Origin of the sequence: Oerskovia sp. USHLN155 (assembly GCF_037145535.1) — a bacterium.
Classification (GTDB): Bacteria; Actinomycetota; Actinomycetes; order Actinomycetales; family Cellulomonadaceae; genus Oerskovia; species Oerskovia rustica.
Genome location: NZ_JBBCXG010000009.1, coordinates 43,600 through 59,235, shown reverse-complemented (window position 1 = coordinate 59,235; position 15,636 = coordinate 43,600). Strand labels below are relative to the sequence as shown.

Sequence of the window (15,636 nt, the reverse complement as noted above, 5' to 3'; positions counted from 1 at the left end):
CGCGCCTGTCGAGGGTGACGTGATGGCGCAACGCTCGCTCCGCCGTCGGGCCCTGGGCGGCTCAGCCCAGGAGCAGCTTCCAGCAGCCCACCCCGATGAGCCCCGCGAGCAGCGGCGCGACGACGGGCACCCACGCGTAGCCCCAGTCGGAGGGGCCCTTGTGCTTGAGGGGCAGGAGCGCGTGCACGATGCGCGGCCCGAGGTCACGGGCCGGGTTGAGCGCGGGACCCGTCGGTCCGCCGAGCCCCGCGACGAGCGCCCACACGAGGAAGCCGAGGGCCATGTGCGCGAGCCCGGGCTCGGTCGTGGTCAGCGGCGAGTTGACGATCGCCAGGGCGCACGAGAACAGGATGACCGAGCCCAGCAGCTCGTTCGCGAACCCGTTGACGCGGCTGTGCGCGGCGTTGACGGTCGAGAAGGTCGCGAGCACGTCGTCGACGTTCTCGGTGCGGTCGTAGTACGGCTTGTGGGTCGCGACGATCGCGAGCTGCCCCGCCATGGCCCCGAGCATCTGCGCGACGACGTACGGCGCGACGTCGGCCCAGGGGAACAGGCCCCACGTCGCGAGCCCGATCGTGAACGCCGGGTTGATGTGGTTGCCGCTGATCCCGCCGAACATCAGCGCCGGGATCATGACGCCGAACCCGTAGCCCATCGCGATGAGGCTCCAGCCGCCGCCGTACCCCTTGGACCCCTTGAGGTGCACGTTCGCGACCGTGCCGTTGCCGATGATGATGAGTATCGCCGTGCCGATGAACTCGCACGCGGCACGCACCGCCAGGGAGTAGTCCGGATCCATGCGCACACCCTGCCAGGGGTGGGCTGCGGGCGGGCGGTGCGACACCCCGCGAGACGGGGCCTCGCGCGATCCCGGGGGATCGGGGACACTGCCCGTCATGGAGCATGAGGCTCAGGCAGGTCCCGGGACACGGCAGGCCCGACGGCGTCGCTCGCCGCGGTCTGTCGTCGCACCGCTGGTCGTGGTCGCCGCGGCGGGGGTGCTGACCGTGCTGCTCGCTGCCTGCGTGGCCGGGACCGGGAGCGAGACGTGCGTGAGCTGGGCGTCCTTCCCGGACGACGCGGCCCGGACCGAGCAGGCCGACCTCGTGGTCGACGCGACCGTCGTCGAGCAGGCCGGGACCCGCTCGATGTTCGGTGCCGAGGCGAACGTGTGGTCGGTCGACGTCGGGTCGGTCACGAAGGGAGATGCGGAGCCGGGCGAACGCCTGGAGGTCGTCTCGACGCCCCCGACGTGCTCGGGCGAGGGGTACCCCGAGGGCGACCCGCTCGACGTCGACGGCGAGGTGCGCCTGTACCTCAAGGACGCCGAGTCGTTCCAGCTCCCCGGGTCCGGCGAGGGGTGGGCGCTCATCACCCCGCTGGACGGGGTCGGGACGGTCCCGTAGTCCTGGGCGGGTGTCGCCGTCACCCTCGGTTGGTCAGCTCGTCACCCTCGGCGGGCCGCCGTTCCTGTGTCGTGTCCCGCACCTTGCCCGTACGCTCGCGACAACCGAACTCCCGCAGCGTCGCGTCGAGTGTGCGGTCTGCTGCTGGGAGACCAGTGGAGGAGAACGAGTGTGAGAACACGTCCGATCGTCCCGTCCGTCGCCGCGCTGAGCCTGGGGCTCGCCGCGGTGTTCGTCCCGCCGGCCGCCGCTGCGCCGCCGGCACCACCCGCCCCGCTCGAGGACCACGTCACGGGCGCCGCCGTCATGGAGCACCTCGAGCAGTTCCAGGCCATCGCGGACGCCAACGGCGGCAACCGCGCGCTGGAGACCCCGGGGTACGAGGCGAGCGCCGCGTACGTCGAGCAGGTCCTGACCGACGCCGGGTACACGCCCGAGCGCCAGTACTTCACGTTCGAGGACCTCGTGACCGACGAGCTGTCGCTCACGGCCGGCGGGGTCGCGGTCACGCAGAGCGTCTTCCCCGCGGAGTTCGCGCCCGACACCCCGCCGGAAGGCGTCACGGGCCCTGTGGTCCAGCCGGCCGACGCCCTCAAGCAGGGCTGCACGGCCGACGCGTGGGCCGGGGTCGCGGCCACGGGCGGCGTCGCCCTGGTCAGCCGAGGGGCCTGCAACTTCTCGCTCAAGGTCGAGCACGCCGCCGCCGCGGGGGCGGCGGCAGTCATCATCTACAACAACACGGCGGGCCCCATCAGCCCGACGCTCGGTGCGCCCAGCGACGCGTGGGTGCCCACGGTCGGCATCACGCAGGCCGACGGCCAGGCGATCATCGCCGGGGTCGCAGGCGGCCAGACGAGCGCGACGTACGTGCTCCAGACCTCGACCGTCTCGCACACGACGTTCAACGTCATCGCGGAGACGAGCACGGGCCGAGCTGACAACGTCGTCATGATCGGCGCGCACCTCGACGGGGTGCCGGAGGGTCCGGGCATCAACGACAACGGGTCGGGGTCGGCCGCGATCCTCGAGACCGCGGTCCAGCTCGCGGAGCACGGCGGCCCGCTCGACAACCAGGTGCGCTTCGCATGGTGGGGCGCCGAGGAGGTGGGGCTGCTGGGCTCGACGCACTACGTCGACGACCTCGTCGCGAACGACCCGGCCGCGCTCGACCAGATCGCGACGTACCTGAACTTCGACATGGTGGGCTCGCCGAACTACGTGATCGGGGTCTACGACGCCGACGAGTCGACGTACCCGGCGCCGGTCGAGGTGCCGCCGGGCTCGCCCGAGACCGAGGACGTCTTCACGGACTACTTCGACGGGATCGGGCAGGCGTGGGTCGACTCGGAGTTCTCGGGCCGCTCGGACTACCAGGCGTTCATCGCGAACGGCGTCCCGGCGTCGGGCCTGTTCACGGGTGCCGACGACGTCAAGACCGAGGCCGAGGTCGCGCTGTTCGGCGGCACGGCGGGGATCTGGCAGGACCCGAACTACCACTCGGCGAACGACGACATCGACAACGTCGACCCGGTCGCGCTCGACATCACGTCCAAGGCGATCGCGCACGCCACGGCGTCGCTCGCGGCGGACACGTCGGCGATCAACGGCGTGGTCTCGCCCGTCGACCCGGAGCTCACGGGGCTCACGGCGACCGCCCGCTGCACGGGCAAGGTGGCGTCGCTCTCGGTCGTCGCGACGAACGGCGAGGACCGTCCGCTCGACGTCCGCTTCACGACGCCGTTCGGCGAGAAGACCTTCAACCACGTCAACCCGGACAAGATCGCGCACCAGTCGTTCAGCGCGCGGTCCGGGTCGCTCGCGGCGGGCAGCGTGACCGTCAGGGCGTGGGACGACGCGGGGTCGCAGGAGACCTACACGCTCGACTACGCGGCGCTCACCTGCTGACCTGGCCGTGAGATCGGCGTCATGCCCGACGGCGCCCCCTCCTCCGGTGAGACTCTCGCCGGAGGAGGGGGCGCCGTCGGGTACGGGAAGGTCAGGCGGGTGGGGCCGGGTCGCCCGGCGAACCCGGCGGGCCTGCTGCCGCGGCCTCCGCCTCGCGCGCCGCCACGTTGCGCTTCGAGAGCAGGCTGTTGCGGTACCCGAACGACGCGTAGAGCACGAGCCCGATCACGACCCACACGAGGAACCGCAGCCACGTGAGCGTCGTCAGGTTCGTCATGAGCCACAGGCACGCGACGCCCGAGAAGACGGGCAGCACGGGGGACCAGGGGACGCGGAAGCCGCGCTCGATGTCGGGACGTGTGCGGCGCAGGATCGGGATGCCGAAGCTCACGAGCACGAACGCCGACAGCGTCCCGATGTTGATCATCTCCTCGAGCAGCTCGACCTGCGCGAGGCCCGCGATGAGGGCGACCACGATGCCGGTCCCCACCTGGAGACGGACCGGGGTGTGGAACCGGTGCGAGGTCCTGGAGACGCCGCGCGGCAGCAGGCCGTCGCGGCTCATCGAGAACATGACGCGCGTGAGGCCCAGGAGCAGCACCATGATGACGGTCGTCAGGCCGACCAGGATGCCGACCGAGATGACGCGCCCGGCCCAGTCCGCGCCCACCAGGATGAAGGCCGTCGTGAGCGACGGGTCCTCGGAGGCGGCGAGGTCGGTGTACGGGACCATGCCCGTGACGACGAGCGTCACCAGGATGTACAGGACCGTGACGACCGCGAGGCCGCTGAGGATGCCCTTCGGGATGGTCTTCTGCGGGTTCTTGGCCTCCTCGGCCGTGGTCGCGACGACGTCGAACCCGATGAACGCGAAGAACACGAGCGCCGCGCCCGCGAGCAGGCCCATGACGCCGTACGTCGTCGGTTCGAGGCCCGTGAGGAAGGCGAACAACGGCTGCTCGAGAGCCGTCTTCTCGGGGGCGGGCTGCGACGGCGGGATGAACGGCGTGTAGTTCTCGGCCTTGACGTAGAAGAAGCCCACGACGATCACGAACAGCGTGATCGCGACCTTGATGATGGTGAACACGCTGTTGATGCGGCTGCTGAGCTTGGTCCCGATCGCGAGGAGCGTCGTGAAGACCCCGACGATGAAGACGGGCCCCCACTCGAGGTCCACGGGTCCGATCGGGATGCTCAGCGGCAGGTCGATGCCGAAAAGCGCGAACGCGTCCGCGAGGTAGATGCCCCAGAACTTCGCGATCACGGCCGCCGCGAGCAGCATCTCCAGGATCAGGTCCCAGCCGATGATCCACGCGACGAGCTCGCCCATCGTCGCGTAGGAGAACGTGTAGGCCGAGCCCGCGACCGGCAGCGCCGAGGCGAACTCGGCGTAGCACATGACGGCGAGGGCGCACACGATCGAGGCGATGACGAACGAGATGATGACCGACGGCCCGGCGAAGTTCGCGGCGGCGGTCGCGCCGACCGAGAAGATGCCTGCCCCGACCGCGACCGCGACCCCCATGACCGCGAGGTCCCAGGCGTTGAGATCGCGCTTGAGGGAGCGCTCGGGGTCGTCGAGCGACGCGAGCGACTCCTCGACGGACTTGAGTCGTAGAACACCTCTGGCCATCGCTCCAGTCTGTCCGCAGGGCTCGCATCACGCGCGGCGGACGGAGAGGCGGCACCCCTGGCCGCCGGTCGCGCCGCTCTCCGGAAGGCACCGCCCACGGTGTCTTGTGATGTATCTTCTGGTATCTAGTGGTACGGATGCGACGAACGGTGGAGAGCGATGACAGCGACGAACGGCCGTCCCCGGCAGGGCGTGACGAAGCAGGTGGACGCATGAGGCTCACCGCGCCGGTCACGGTCCTCGTGAACCACCTCGGCTACGCCACGGACGGGACGAAGAAGGCCGTGGTCGCCACCCCCGTCCCCGTCGACGTCACGTCCGCGCGCCTCGTGCGCGTGGACGCCTCGGACTCGGACGGCCCGACCCGAGAGGTGGACCTCGCCGTCGGACCGGAGACGCAGGTCGACGGCTGGACCACGGGCACCTACCGCCGCATCGACCTGCCTGATCACCTCGCGTCCGGGACCTACCGGGTCGAGGTCGTCGCGTCGGGCAAGGTGCACGCCTCGTGCGACGTGATCGTGGGCGAGCACCGTCTCCAGTACTCGACCGTGTCGGACGTGGCCTCGTACTTTCGCGCGGTCCGTTCCTCGGGCGAGATCGACCGCAAGGACCGTCACGCGCGGTTCTACGGCGACGACTCGGGCCGCGAGGTCGACGCGAGGGGCGGCTGGCTCGACGCGTCGGGAGACTTCTCCAAGTTCCTCAGCCACCTGACCTACACGCGCATGATGAGCCCCCAACAGATCCCGTTGTGCGCGTGGGCGCTGATGTCGGCCCGCGACGAGCTCGAGCACCGGCACCCGGACCTCTGGAAGGGACAGGGGAACCGGCTCCGGGACGAGGCGCTGTTCGGGGCCGACTTCCTGGTCCGTTTCCAGGCTCCTGAGGGCTACTTCTACACCGGCATCTTCGACGCGCTCACGAAGGACCTGCAGGAGCGCGTGATCACGGCACCTCTCCAGGACTCGGTGCGTACGCAGCGGTGGCAGGCCGCGTACCGGCACGGGGGCGGCCTCGCGATCGCCGCGCTCGCGCGCGCCTCGACGCTCGACGACGACGGCGAGCTGACCCGCGCCGACTACCTGGCCGCGGCCGTCCGCGGGTTCGAGCACCTGGAGTCCCGCAACCGCGACTACCTGTTCGACGGCGAGGAGTCCGTGATCGACGACTACTGCGCCCTCCTCGCGGCGTCCGAGCTGGTCGTCGCCCTCCGCGACCCCGCAGGGCTCCCGGCGGACGACGGGGTCCTCCGACGAGCCGAGGCCGCCGCGCGTCGCCGCGCCACGTCGCTCTGCGACCGGTACCGCACCGACCCGGACGGGATCGGCTTCCTGGAGGGCGACGTGCTCGGGCGCCCGTACTTCCACGCCGCCGAGACCGGGCTGCCCCAGGTCGCCCTGCTGCGGTTCGCCGAGGCCGGTGCGGGGGATGACGTCACCCTGGCGGCGCTCGCCCGGCGCACGGCCCTCGCGCTGGCGCTCGCGACCGCGAGCAGGGTCGACGACGTCCCGAACCCGTTCGGCTACCTACGCCAGTACGTACAGCCCGACGGCGAGGGACCACGCACCGCGTTCTTCTACCCGCACGCCAACGAGACCGGGTACTGGTGGCAGGGCGAGAACGCCAACATCTGCTCGGTCGCCTACGCGGCCGTCCGGTGCGCCGAGCTCGACGAGTGCCCGCCCGACGCCCGTGCACGGCTCCTGCGCCTCGCTGACGACCAGGTCCACTGGGTCACCGGCCTGAACCCGTTCGACGCGTCGATGCTCCAGGGCAGGGGATCGAACAACGTCGAGTACTCCACGGCGTTCCAGAACGTGCCCGGTGGCATCCTCAACGGCATCACGAGCGGGTTCGACGACGAGCAGGACGTCGCTTTCATGCCCCAGGGCCCCGCCGAGGGCGGGGACTCCTGGCGGTGGGCCGAGCAGTGGATCCCCCACACGGGCTGGTTCCTGCTCGCCGTGAGCGCGGTCCGGTGAGCGGGCTGAGGACGTTCGAGCCGTTCGACCTGCCCGGGATGTACGACGTGTGCCTGCGGACCGGCGACTCGGGACGGGACGCCACGGACCTGTACACCAACCCGCACCTGCTCGGGCACGTCTATGCGGGGCCCTATCCGGTGGCCGACCCGGGGCTGACGATCGTCCACGTCGACGAGCACGGCCTCGGAGGCTACGTCGTGGGCACCGCGGACACGCTCGCGTTCGAGGAGTGGCTCGAGGCCGTGTGGTGGCCCGCCCTCCGCACGCAGTACCCGCGGAGCCTGGCCGTGGACCCCCGCGACGGGACGCACGACTGGGAGCGTGTCGCGCACCTCCACGACGTCCTGGTCACGCCCGACGAGCTCTACGAGAGGTACCCCGCCCACCTGCACGTCGACCTGCTGCCCCGCATCCAGGGGTCGGGGGTCGGGCGCCGCCTGATCGCCGAGCTCGTGGCGCGGCTCCGGGACCGCGGGGTGCCCGGGCTGCACCTGGGGGTGGGGTCGGGCAACCCTGGTGCGCGCGCCTTCTACGAGCGCGTCGGGTTCGTGTCGGCCAGGGACGAGGACTGGGGCTCGACCATGGTCATGGACCTGCGATGAGCGGCGCGGGGCCGGGGGCGACGGGGCCCCCGCCCCCCCCCCCCCCCCCCCCCCCCCCGACGGGGCTCAGGGGGCGTCTGCGACCGACTCGACCCAGGTCCGGGTGGCGCCGATCGTGTCCGTCGACGTCCGCTTCCACACCCCTTCACCGCCCTGCTGCCAGGGCCGGGGGCCGTCGAGCGGCCGGTACTCGACGCCCAGCGCGTCCAGCCGAGCCAGGTGGTGCTGCAGCCGGGCGTGGAAGGCCGGACGGTCCTCGATCCCTCCTGACCACAGCACCTCGGCGAGGGCGCACGCGCGGGGGAACGCGAGGTAGTCGATCCGTCGCTCGTCCGGGACCCACTCGCTCCAGACCTGGAACTGCCCGCCCAGGACGTGGCTGCGCTGCGTGTCGGTCCAGCCGGCGGGGGCCGGGGCGAAGGCCGAGACGTCGTCGAGCGTGATCGCACCGCCCTCCGAGCGAGGCTCGCGCGGGTCGTCCGACTGGTCGAAGTTGAAGTAGGTCGGGAACAGGGGTGAGCGCACCACGTCGTGGGTCTCGGCGGCACGGGAGGACGCCCGCTCACCGCGCCAGGCCATGATGATCGTGTCCTCGAGCACCCCGCCCGTCACGAGCCCCTCGTCCCACACGACCGCCCGCACCCCCCGGGCGGCGAGGTGTGACGCGAGCGCGCGCAGCAGGTGCGCGTGCATCTGGGCGGACTCGGAGTATCCGTGCTCCGCCATCTCCTCGGAGATCGCGGGGTCCTGAGCCCACCACGACATGTCGCACTCGTCGCCCCCGAGGTGGACGTACGGGACCTGCATGGCGTCGCAGAGCTCGTCGAGCACCTCGGTGAGGAATGCGACGACCTGGCGGGTCGGGCTCACCGACGAGCCACCGGCCCAGACGGTGTCCTGGACGGCGTGGTCGACCCCGGGCCGACCGAGCTCCGGGTATGCCGCGCGCAGCGCCGACGTGTGGCCGGGCACGTCGATCTCGGGCACGACCACGACACCGCGCTCACGGCCGTAGTGTGCGATCTCCCGCAGGTCGGCCAACGAGTAGCTGCCGCCGTGGGGCGTGCGGTCGTGCTCGCCGTCAGGACCGAGACGGGTCGAGGGGCGCCAGCCCCCCACCTCTGCCAGGCGGGGGAACCGCTCGCTGGCGATCCGCCACCCCTGGTCGTCGGTCAGGTGCAGGTGCAGCCGGTTGAAGCGGTGGGCTGCCAGCAGGTCGATGTACCGCAGGATCGTGCGCTTCGGGGCAAAGTGCCGCACGACGTCGAGCATGCCTCCCCGCCACGGGTACCGGGGGGAGTCCTCCACCCGCCCGCACGGGACGTCGAGGACCGCGTCGGGCGGGCCCGGTACGCCAAGGCCTGCGGCGCGCAGTGCCGACGGGGGCAGGAGCTGGGCAAGGGTGGTCAGGGCGTGCGAGACCGACTCGAGGTCGGTCGCCTCGATCGTGATGCCCTCCGGGGTCACGTCGAGCGTGTGGGCCGTGCCGGTCGGGTCGTCCGCCCTCCGCCCCACCCGGACCCGGAGCGGCACGGGGTACGCGTCGTCGCGCAGGCGTCCCGCGAGGAGCCCGAGGCGCGCGACGGCCCGGAGCACGGACCGCTCCGCGTGGGCGAGAGCGCCGTCCGGGAGGCCCTCAGCTCCGGGGAGCGGTTCGACGAGGACCGCGAACCCGGTCCTCAGGTCGAGTCGTCCGGGTCGCTGACCTGCATGTTTCGGCCGCGGGAGGAGCATGTCGTAGGGTCCCCGGGGCATGTCGTCGGCGAGACCTTCATCGGCCGCCGAGCACGGATTCGTATAAGACAACATGGGACAACCTTCCCGCGAATCGGCGATCTTGTCACTCTCTTGGACTCAGTGGTATGTTCCTGGCAACTAGTGGTCTTATCTGGTTTGCAGTGGAGCAGCCCGGAGGGCGACAGGAGAGAGAGGGTCAGCGTGGCACTTGACCAAGCACCTGCGCGGACGGAGGCGAGACGGACCCACGAGCCGTCGACCGGGCGAACACCACCCGCCAGGCACGTCGCCTTCGTCACCCGGCTGCGCCGGGACTACCCGCTGCTCGTCATGGTGGCGCCGGCGGCACTCGTGCTGCTGCTCTTCACGTACGTCCCGCTCCTCGGGAACGTCATCGCGTTCATGGACTACGTGCCCTTCCTGGGCTTCTCCGGCTCCGAGTGGGTCGGGTTCGACAACTTCACGACGCTCTTCTCCGACTCGGCGTTCTGGAGCGCGCTGTCGAACACCCTGCAGATCACTGCCCTCCAGCTCGTGCTGTTCTTCCCGGTGCCGATCATCCTGGCCGTCTTCCTCAACTCGGTCGTGCGGCCCACGATCCAGCGCTTCACCCAGTCGGTGATCTACCTGCCTCACTTCCTGTCGTGGGTCATCATCGTCGCGTTGTTCCAGCAGATCTTCGGTGGCGCCGGGGTGCTCAACCGCTTCCTCATCACCCACGGGCTCACACCGATCGACATCATGTCGAACCCGGACACCTTCAAGCTCCTGCTGACGGTGCAGGGCATCTGGAAGGACGCCGGCTGGGGGACCATCATCTTCCTCGCCGCGATCGCAGCGATCGACGGTCATCTCTACGAGGCCGCGGCGCTCGACGGTGCGGGCCCCTGGAAGCGCTTCTGGCACGTCACCCTCCCGGGGATGCGACCGATCATCGTCCTGATGCTCATCCTGCGGCTCGGTGACTCGTTGACCGTCGGGTTCGAGCAGATCCTGCTCCAGCGCGACGCGGTCGGCCCTGCGGCCGCCGAGGTGCTCGACACCTACGTCTACTACAACGGCGTCGTCGACGGGAGCTGGGGGACGGCCACGGCCGCCGGGCTGCTCAAGGGGATCATCAGCCTCGCCCTCGTCCTCGCCGCGAACAAGCTCGCGCACAAGCTCGGTGAAGAAGGGGTCTACCAGCGATGAGCACCGTCCAGCGCCCCGCGTGGCAGGGCAAGCCACGCCTCGGAACGTCGATCGTGCGAGGGCTCGGTCTCGCGCTCCTGTGCGCGCTCGTCCTCTTCCCATTCCTCGTCGTGGTCTCCACTAGCCTCGCGACCCAGGCCGACATCGACGCGAACGGCGGCTACGTGATCTGGCCGGCGAGCTTCTCGCTCGACGCCTATCGCCAGATCTTCGACGGCACCCAGGTGACACGCTCGATCGTCATCAGCATCGGCATCACCGCCGTGGGGACGGCTTTCAGCCTGTTCTGCACCGTGCTCGCCGCGTACGGGCTCAGTCGACGCGGCTCGCTCTTCCAGCGCGGCCTGCTGGCGTTCGTGCTCATCACGCTGCTGTTCGGCCCGGGCATGATCCCCGTCTACCTCATGGTCAAGAACCTCGGGATGCTCAACACGTACTGGGCGCTGATCATCCCGGGCGCGGTGAGCGCGTTCAACGTGGTCATCGTGCGGGGCTTCATCCAGGGGATCCCCGGGGAGCTCTTCGACGCGGCGAGGATCGACGGTGCGAGCGAGTGGCGCGTCCTGTGGTCGATCGTCATGCCCCTGTCGCGAGCCGTCATCGCGGTCGTCGGGCTGTTCCTCGCCGTCGGCTACTGGAACAACTACTTCAGCCCCCTGCTGTACCTGAACGACTCCAGCATGTGGCCCCTTCAACTCCTCATGCGCTCGTTCGTGCTCCAGAACAACGTCACCAGCACCGCGCAGCACCTCCCCGGGGCCGTCATGCCGCCCCAGCAGGCGATCCAGATGGCCCTGGTCGTGATCGCGACCCTGCCGATCCTCTGCGCCTACCCGTTCCTCACCAAGCACATGTCCAAGGGCATGCTCACCGGCGCCGTCAAGGGCTGAGCAGCCAGATCAAGGAGATAGAGACGATGACGCAACACCGTGGTTCCTCATTCGGCCTCGAGACGACGGGGGTCTCCCGCCGCACGGTCCTCAAGGGCTCGCTGTTCGGGCTCGCGGCGGCGGCCTTCGGCGGTTCGCTGCTCTCCGCGTGCGCGGCCGGGGGCGGGTCGGGATCTGCCGCAGGTGCGGCGGGCGGCCCGGCCGTGGCGCTGCCCACCTACCTGGAGCCCCTCAAGCCGACCCCGACGCTCACCGGCACCGCGAAGGGCGTCATGGACGTCTACGACGCGTTCCCGCTCGACGGGCCGCGCACGGTCTCGGAGACGGTCGGTGACGGGAGCGACTTCGAGTTCCTGGTGATGACCTACGGCCAGCCGGCCCCTCCCGTCCAGGAGAACGCGTACTGGCAGGCTCTCAACGAGGAGCTGAACCTGAACATCAAGCCGGTCCTGGTGCCGTTCGCGGACTTCCCGACGAAGTTCCCCGCCATGGTGGCCGGGGACGATCTTCCGGACGTGGTCTCGGTCCCCGTCAGCATGAACGTGTCCCGCCTGCCGGAGCTGGCGCGCACGCAGTTCACCGACCTCTCCGACCACCTGTCGGGCGACGCGGTCCTCAAGTACCCCAACCTCGCCGGGATCCAGGAGTACGCGTGGCGCAACGGCGTGCTCGGCGGCCGCATCTACGGCGTGCCCAAGTCGGACCCCGTGTTCGGCGGGCAGATGTACACGAAGACGGACCTGTTCCAGGCGGCCGGGGTCAGCGAGCACCCGAAGGACTACGCGGAGCTGGTCGAGACGCTCAAGGCGGTCACGAACGCCAAGGCCGGCGTCTACGCCCTCGCGTCGCCGATCACCGACTTCATGCTCCAGATGAACGGCCTGCCCAACAAGTGGCAGAAGAACTCCGACGGCAGCTTCACGTCGCACTACGAGCACGCGGGCTTCGTGCCGGCGATCGAGCAGATGGCCACGCTGTACAAGGACGGGTACTTCCACCCCGACACGGCCACGATGGACAAGACGCAGCGCGACTCCCTCTTCCGGTCCTCGCGGCTGGCCATGACCTACGACGGCAACCGGGCGTTCGGCATCATCGCCGAGGACCGCGAGCTGACCTTCGGCATGATGGGGTCGTTCGGTGCCGACGGCGGCAACCCGACGTACTGGACCGGTGGCGGCGCGTACGCCATCACGATGCTCAAGAAGACCGACGACGCTGCCGAGATCGACCGCTTCCTGCGCGTCATGAACTGGCTCGCCGCCCCGTTCGGGTCGAAGGAGTCCTTCGTCCAGGCCTACGGCAAGGAGGGCGAGAACTACACGTTGCAGGACGGTGTCCCGATCCTCACCGAGCGTGGGCAGCGTGAGCAGGACCTCGGGTTCGCGTACATCGCCGGCGGGGCACAGGTCCTGTGCGACCCGCAGGGTGCCCCGGGCGTCGACGCGGCGATCCACGCGTGGCAGAGCTCCGTGATCCCCTACCTCACCGACAACCCCGCGCAGCACCTCTACTCCACGGTGCACAACTCCAAGGGGTCGTCGCTCGAGCAGGGCATGACGGACGCGATCACCGCGGTCTTCCTCGGCCGCCAGCCGGCGAGCAGCCTGGAGGCGGCCGTGGCGAAGTGGAAGAAGAACGGTGGCGACAAGATCGCCGCCGAGTACGCCGAGGACGCGGCGTGAGGTTGACGCAGCCCCTGCGCGCGCTGGTCGTGGTGGACGGCACCGACCTCCACCACGACCTGCTCGGTGCCGCGTCCGCCCTCCGGGACGTCGTCCTGGAGGGCGGGGTGGTCGCCGACCGTGCGGTGGGCGTGGACCGCTTCGTCGACCCGATGCCGGTCACGGCCGAGGCCGACGTCTACGTCCTCTACCGCTCGAGCACGCACCTCGCGCCCGAGCAGCAGGCGGCGCTCTCGGCCGCGGTGGCCGCAGGCAAGGGCCTCGTGGTCCTGCACTCGTCGAACCTCTTCGGGTTCGAGCAGGGAGGGCTCGACGCTGACCGGGTCGCCCACGAGCTCGTCGGCTCGCGGTACGTGTCCCACGGGGACGACGGCTCGGAAGGGACCTACACGGTCCGACTGCGAGGCGACCACCCGGTCACCTCGCACATGACGGACTTCGTGATCGAGGACGAGTACTACGTGATCGAGTGCCGGGACGACGTCACGGTCCTCGCCGACCGCGCGACCCCGGACGGCGGTACCCAGCCGATCGTCTACGTCCGTGAGCACGGCCAGGGGCGCGTGGTCTACGTGGCCCTGGGCCACGACATGCGCGCGTGGGGCAGCCCGCACTTCCGCCAGGTCGTGAGGCAGGCGGTCCTGTGGGCGGGCGGCGTCGACCTCGACGCCGTCGCGTCGTGGTCCACGCGGTTCCCCCTGGGGAACGGTCGTTTCATCGGGCCCGACGGCGGAGCCCGGGCATGAGCGCGCCTCTCGCGGTCCAGCTGTGGTCCGTCCACACGCTGGCGGGTCGCGACCTCCCGGGGGTGCTCGGACGTGTCGCCGAGATCGGGTTCGCCGCGGTCGAGCCCATCTCCCTGTACGGGCGCAGCCCCGCTCAGTTCCGCTCGCTCACCGACGGGTTCGGGCTGGAGATCTGTTCCGCGCACGCGCCGTTCCCGGCCGGAGACGACGGCGAACGAACTCTCGACACGTACGAGGAGCTGGGGGTCGACACGCTCGTGTGGAGTCTCGAGCCCGAGGAGCTCGCGACACGGGACACCATGCTGCGAGGTCTCGAGCGCGTGAACGACGGCGCACGGCGGGCCGCTCGCCGAGGCATGACCATCGCGTACCACAACCATTTCGCGGAGTTCACGGCCTCGTACGACGGCGAGCTCGCGTACGACGCTCTCCTCGCCGCGCTCGACCCCTCGGTCGTGATCGAGCTCGACATGTACTGGGTCGCGGTCGCGGGGCTCGACCCCGCGGCGGTCGCCGCGCGCCTGGGGCCCCGGGTGCGTCTGCTCCACGCGAAGGACGGGCCCGCCCGCGGCATGTCCGACCAGATGGTCGCCCTCGGCGACGGGACGCTCGACGTCGGTGCCGCGGTGCGGGCGTGCTCGGCGCTCGACTGGTGCATCGTCGAGCTGGACCGGACGGCGGGCGACATGTTCGAGGCGCTCGCGAGATCCGCCGACCACCTGACCCGGCGCGCGCTGGCCCACGGGCGCGCCGGCGCCGGGCCGGCCGCTCGCCCCCACAGCAAGGAGGACCTGTGACCGTCCCTCTCCGACTCCTCTTCCTCGGAGGAACCGGCGTCATCAGCTCGGCGTGCGTGCGCGAGGCCGTCGCCGCCGGGCACGACGTGACCGTCGTCAACCGCGGCCTGTCGACCGCCCGCGCGGTGCCCGCGGGCGTGCGGGCGCTCGTGGCCGACGCCCGGGACGCCGATGCCCTCCGCGCGGTGCTGGGCGAGGAGCGCTTCGACTCCGTGGCGAGCTTCATCGGCTACAGCGCCGCCGACGTCGCGACCGACGTCGACGTGTTCTCGGGGCGGACCGACCAGTACGTCTTCGTCTCGACGTGCTCGGTGTACGAGCACCCGGCGGCGGTCCTGCCGATCCGCGAGTCCGCCGCACGCAGCGCTCCCCGGTTCGAGTACCCGGCCGGGAAGATCGCCGCCGAGGCCCACCTGGAGGCCGCTCACCGCACGGGGTTCCCCGTGACGGTCGTGCGCCCCTCGCACGTCTACGACCGCACGACCCTCCCGCTGCTCGCCGGCTGGACCGCGGTCGAACGCATGCGGCAGGGGAAGCCCGTCGTCGTCCACGGAGACGGCACCTCGCTGTGGAACGTCATGCACGCCGCCGACTTCGCCCGCGCGTTCGTCCCGCTCCTGGGCAACCCGCACGCCGTGGGCGAGGCCGTCCACATCACGTCGAGCGAGCTCGTCACCTGGGACGGGATCCACGAGGCTGTCGGTCGGGCGGCCGGGGTGCGCCCGACGCTCGTCCACCGGTCGAGCGAGGACGTGGGCCGGGTCGTCGACTGGATGGGGGTCGTGCTCCAGGAGGACTTCCGGCACACGGTGGTCTACGACCGTTCCCGCCTCGAGCAGCTCGTCCCGGGCTTCCGCGAGCTCTACGACGTCACGCGTGGCATGCGGGAGACCGTGGCCTGGTTCGACGCCGAGGCGTCGCGCCGCACGGTCGACGCCTCGCTGGACGGAGCCTTCGACGAGCTGGTCGGGGCGCGGTCCCGGTAGTGGTCCCACGGCGGGGTGGCGGTGGAGCCCGACGCGACCCGGCAGGTCCCGGCGGGGTGTTCAGGTGGTT

Annotated in this window: 13 protein-coding genes; 10 read left to right on the top strand and 3 right to left on the bottom strand. The window is 70.7% G+C overall.

Features of this window, described 5'->3' with window-relative positions; translation table 11 throughout:
• Window positions 1-61: 61 nt before the first annotated feature.
• Window positions 62-799 (bottom strand): MIP/aquaporin family protein, encoded by a 738-nt coding sequence (locus WFH32_RS14040; RefSeq protein WP_138826684.1) that lies wholly within the window; start codon window positions 797-799, stop codon window positions 62-64.
• A gap of 97 nt (window positions 800-896) precedes the next feature.
• Between WFH32_RS14040 and WFH32_RS14035 the strand changes: the two genes are divergently transcribed.
• A complete protein-coding gene (locus WFH32_RS14035) occupies window positions 897-1,406 on the top strand; it encodes a hypothetical protein (protein WP_191794456.1) in 510 nt (169 codons plus the stop codon).
• 171 nt (window positions 1,407-1,577) lie between these two features.
• Window positions 1,578-3,311: a M20/M25/M40 family metallo-hydrolase gene (locus tag WFH32_RS14030; protein WP_336707943.1), complete on the top strand. Its 1,734-nt coding sequence runs from the start codon at window positions 1,578-1,580 to the stop codon at window positions 3,309-3,311.
• Between the two features lie 91 nt (window positions 3,312-3,402).
• On the opposite strand, the gene WFH32_RS14025 is transcribed toward WFH32_RS14030, so the two are convergent.
• Entirely contained in the window at window positions 3,403-4,944 is a 1,542-nt protein-coding gene (locus WFH32_RS14025; protein WP_191794455.1) for an APC family permease, read from the bottom strand.
• Between the two features lie 212 nt (window positions 4,945-5,156).
• Here WFH32_RS14025 and WFH32_RS14020 point away from each other — a divergent pair, with 212 nt between their 5' ends.
• Entirely contained in the window at window positions 5,157-6,929 is a 1,773-nt protein-coding gene (locus tag WFH32_RS14020; protein WP_336707942.1) for a glycoside hydrolase family 9 protein, read from the top strand.
• Window positions 6,926-7,534: a GNAT family N-acetyltransferase gene (locus tag WFH32_RS14015; protein WP_336707940.1), complete on the top strand. Its 609-nt coding sequence runs from the start codon at window positions 6,926-6,928 to the stop codon at window positions 7,532-7,534. The genes WFH32_RS14020 and WFH32_RS14015 overlap by 4 nt, the downstream gene beginning before the upstream one ends.
• Window positions 7,535-7,600: 66 nt before the next feature.
• On the opposite strand, the gene WFH32_RS14010 is transcribed toward WFH32_RS14015, so the two are convergent.
• On the bottom strand, window positions 7,601-9,268 hold the full coding sequence (locus WFH32_RS14010) for a beta-N-acetylhexosaminidase (RefSeq protein ID WP_336708083.1): 1,668 nt from the start codon (window positions 9,266-9,268) through the stop codon (window positions 7,601-7,603).
• A gap of 333 nt (window positions 9,269-9,601) precedes the next feature.
• On the opposite strand from WFH32_RS14010, the gene WFH32_RS14005 reads away from it, so the two are divergent.
• From WFH32_RS14005 to WFH32_RS13980, 6 genes are read left to right on the top strand one after another with little or no spacing between them, the layout of a single operon-like run.
• A complete protein-coding gene (locus WFH32_RS14005; RefSeq protein WP_336707939.1) occupies window positions 9,602-10,462 on the top strand; it encodes an ABC transporter permease in 861 nt (286 codons plus the stop codon).
• Window positions 10,459-11,352, top strand: coding sequence for a carbohydrate ABC transporter permease (locus WFH32_RS14000; RefSeq protein ID WP_336707937.1), 894 nt, complete (start codon window positions 10,459-10,461; stop codon window positions 11,350-11,352). The genes WFH32_RS14005 and WFH32_RS14000 overlap by 4 nt, the downstream gene beginning before the upstream one ends.
• Before the next feature lie 26 nt (window positions 11,353-11,378).
• Entirely contained in the window at window positions 11,379-13,037 is a 1,659-nt protein-coding gene (locus WFH32_RS13995) for a hypothetical protein (protein WP_336707935.1), read from the top strand.
• Window positions 13,034-13,783 (top strand): ThuA domain-containing protein, encoded by a 750-nt coding sequence (locus WFH32_RS13990; protein WP_336707934.1) that lies wholly within the window; start codon window positions 13,034-13,036, stop codon window positions 13,781-13,783. The genes WFH32_RS13995 and WFH32_RS13990 overlap by 4 nt, the downstream gene beginning before the upstream one ends.
• A complete protein-coding gene (locus WFH32_RS13985) occupies window positions 13,780-14,580 on the top strand; it encodes a sugar phosphate isomerase/epimerase family protein (RefSeq protein ID WP_336707933.1) in 801 nt (266 codons plus the stop codon). Before WFH32_RS13990 ends, WFH32_RS13985 begins: the two co-directional genes overlap by 4 nt.
• Window positions 14,577-15,566, top strand: coding sequence for an NAD-dependent epimerase/dehydratase family protein (locus WFH32_RS13980; RefSeq protein ID WP_336707931.1), 990 nt, complete (start codon window positions 14,577-14,579; stop codon window positions 15,564-15,566). Before WFH32_RS13985 ends, WFH32_RS13980 begins: the two co-directional genes overlap by 4 nt.
• Window positions 15,567-15,636 lie beyond the last annotated feature (70 nt).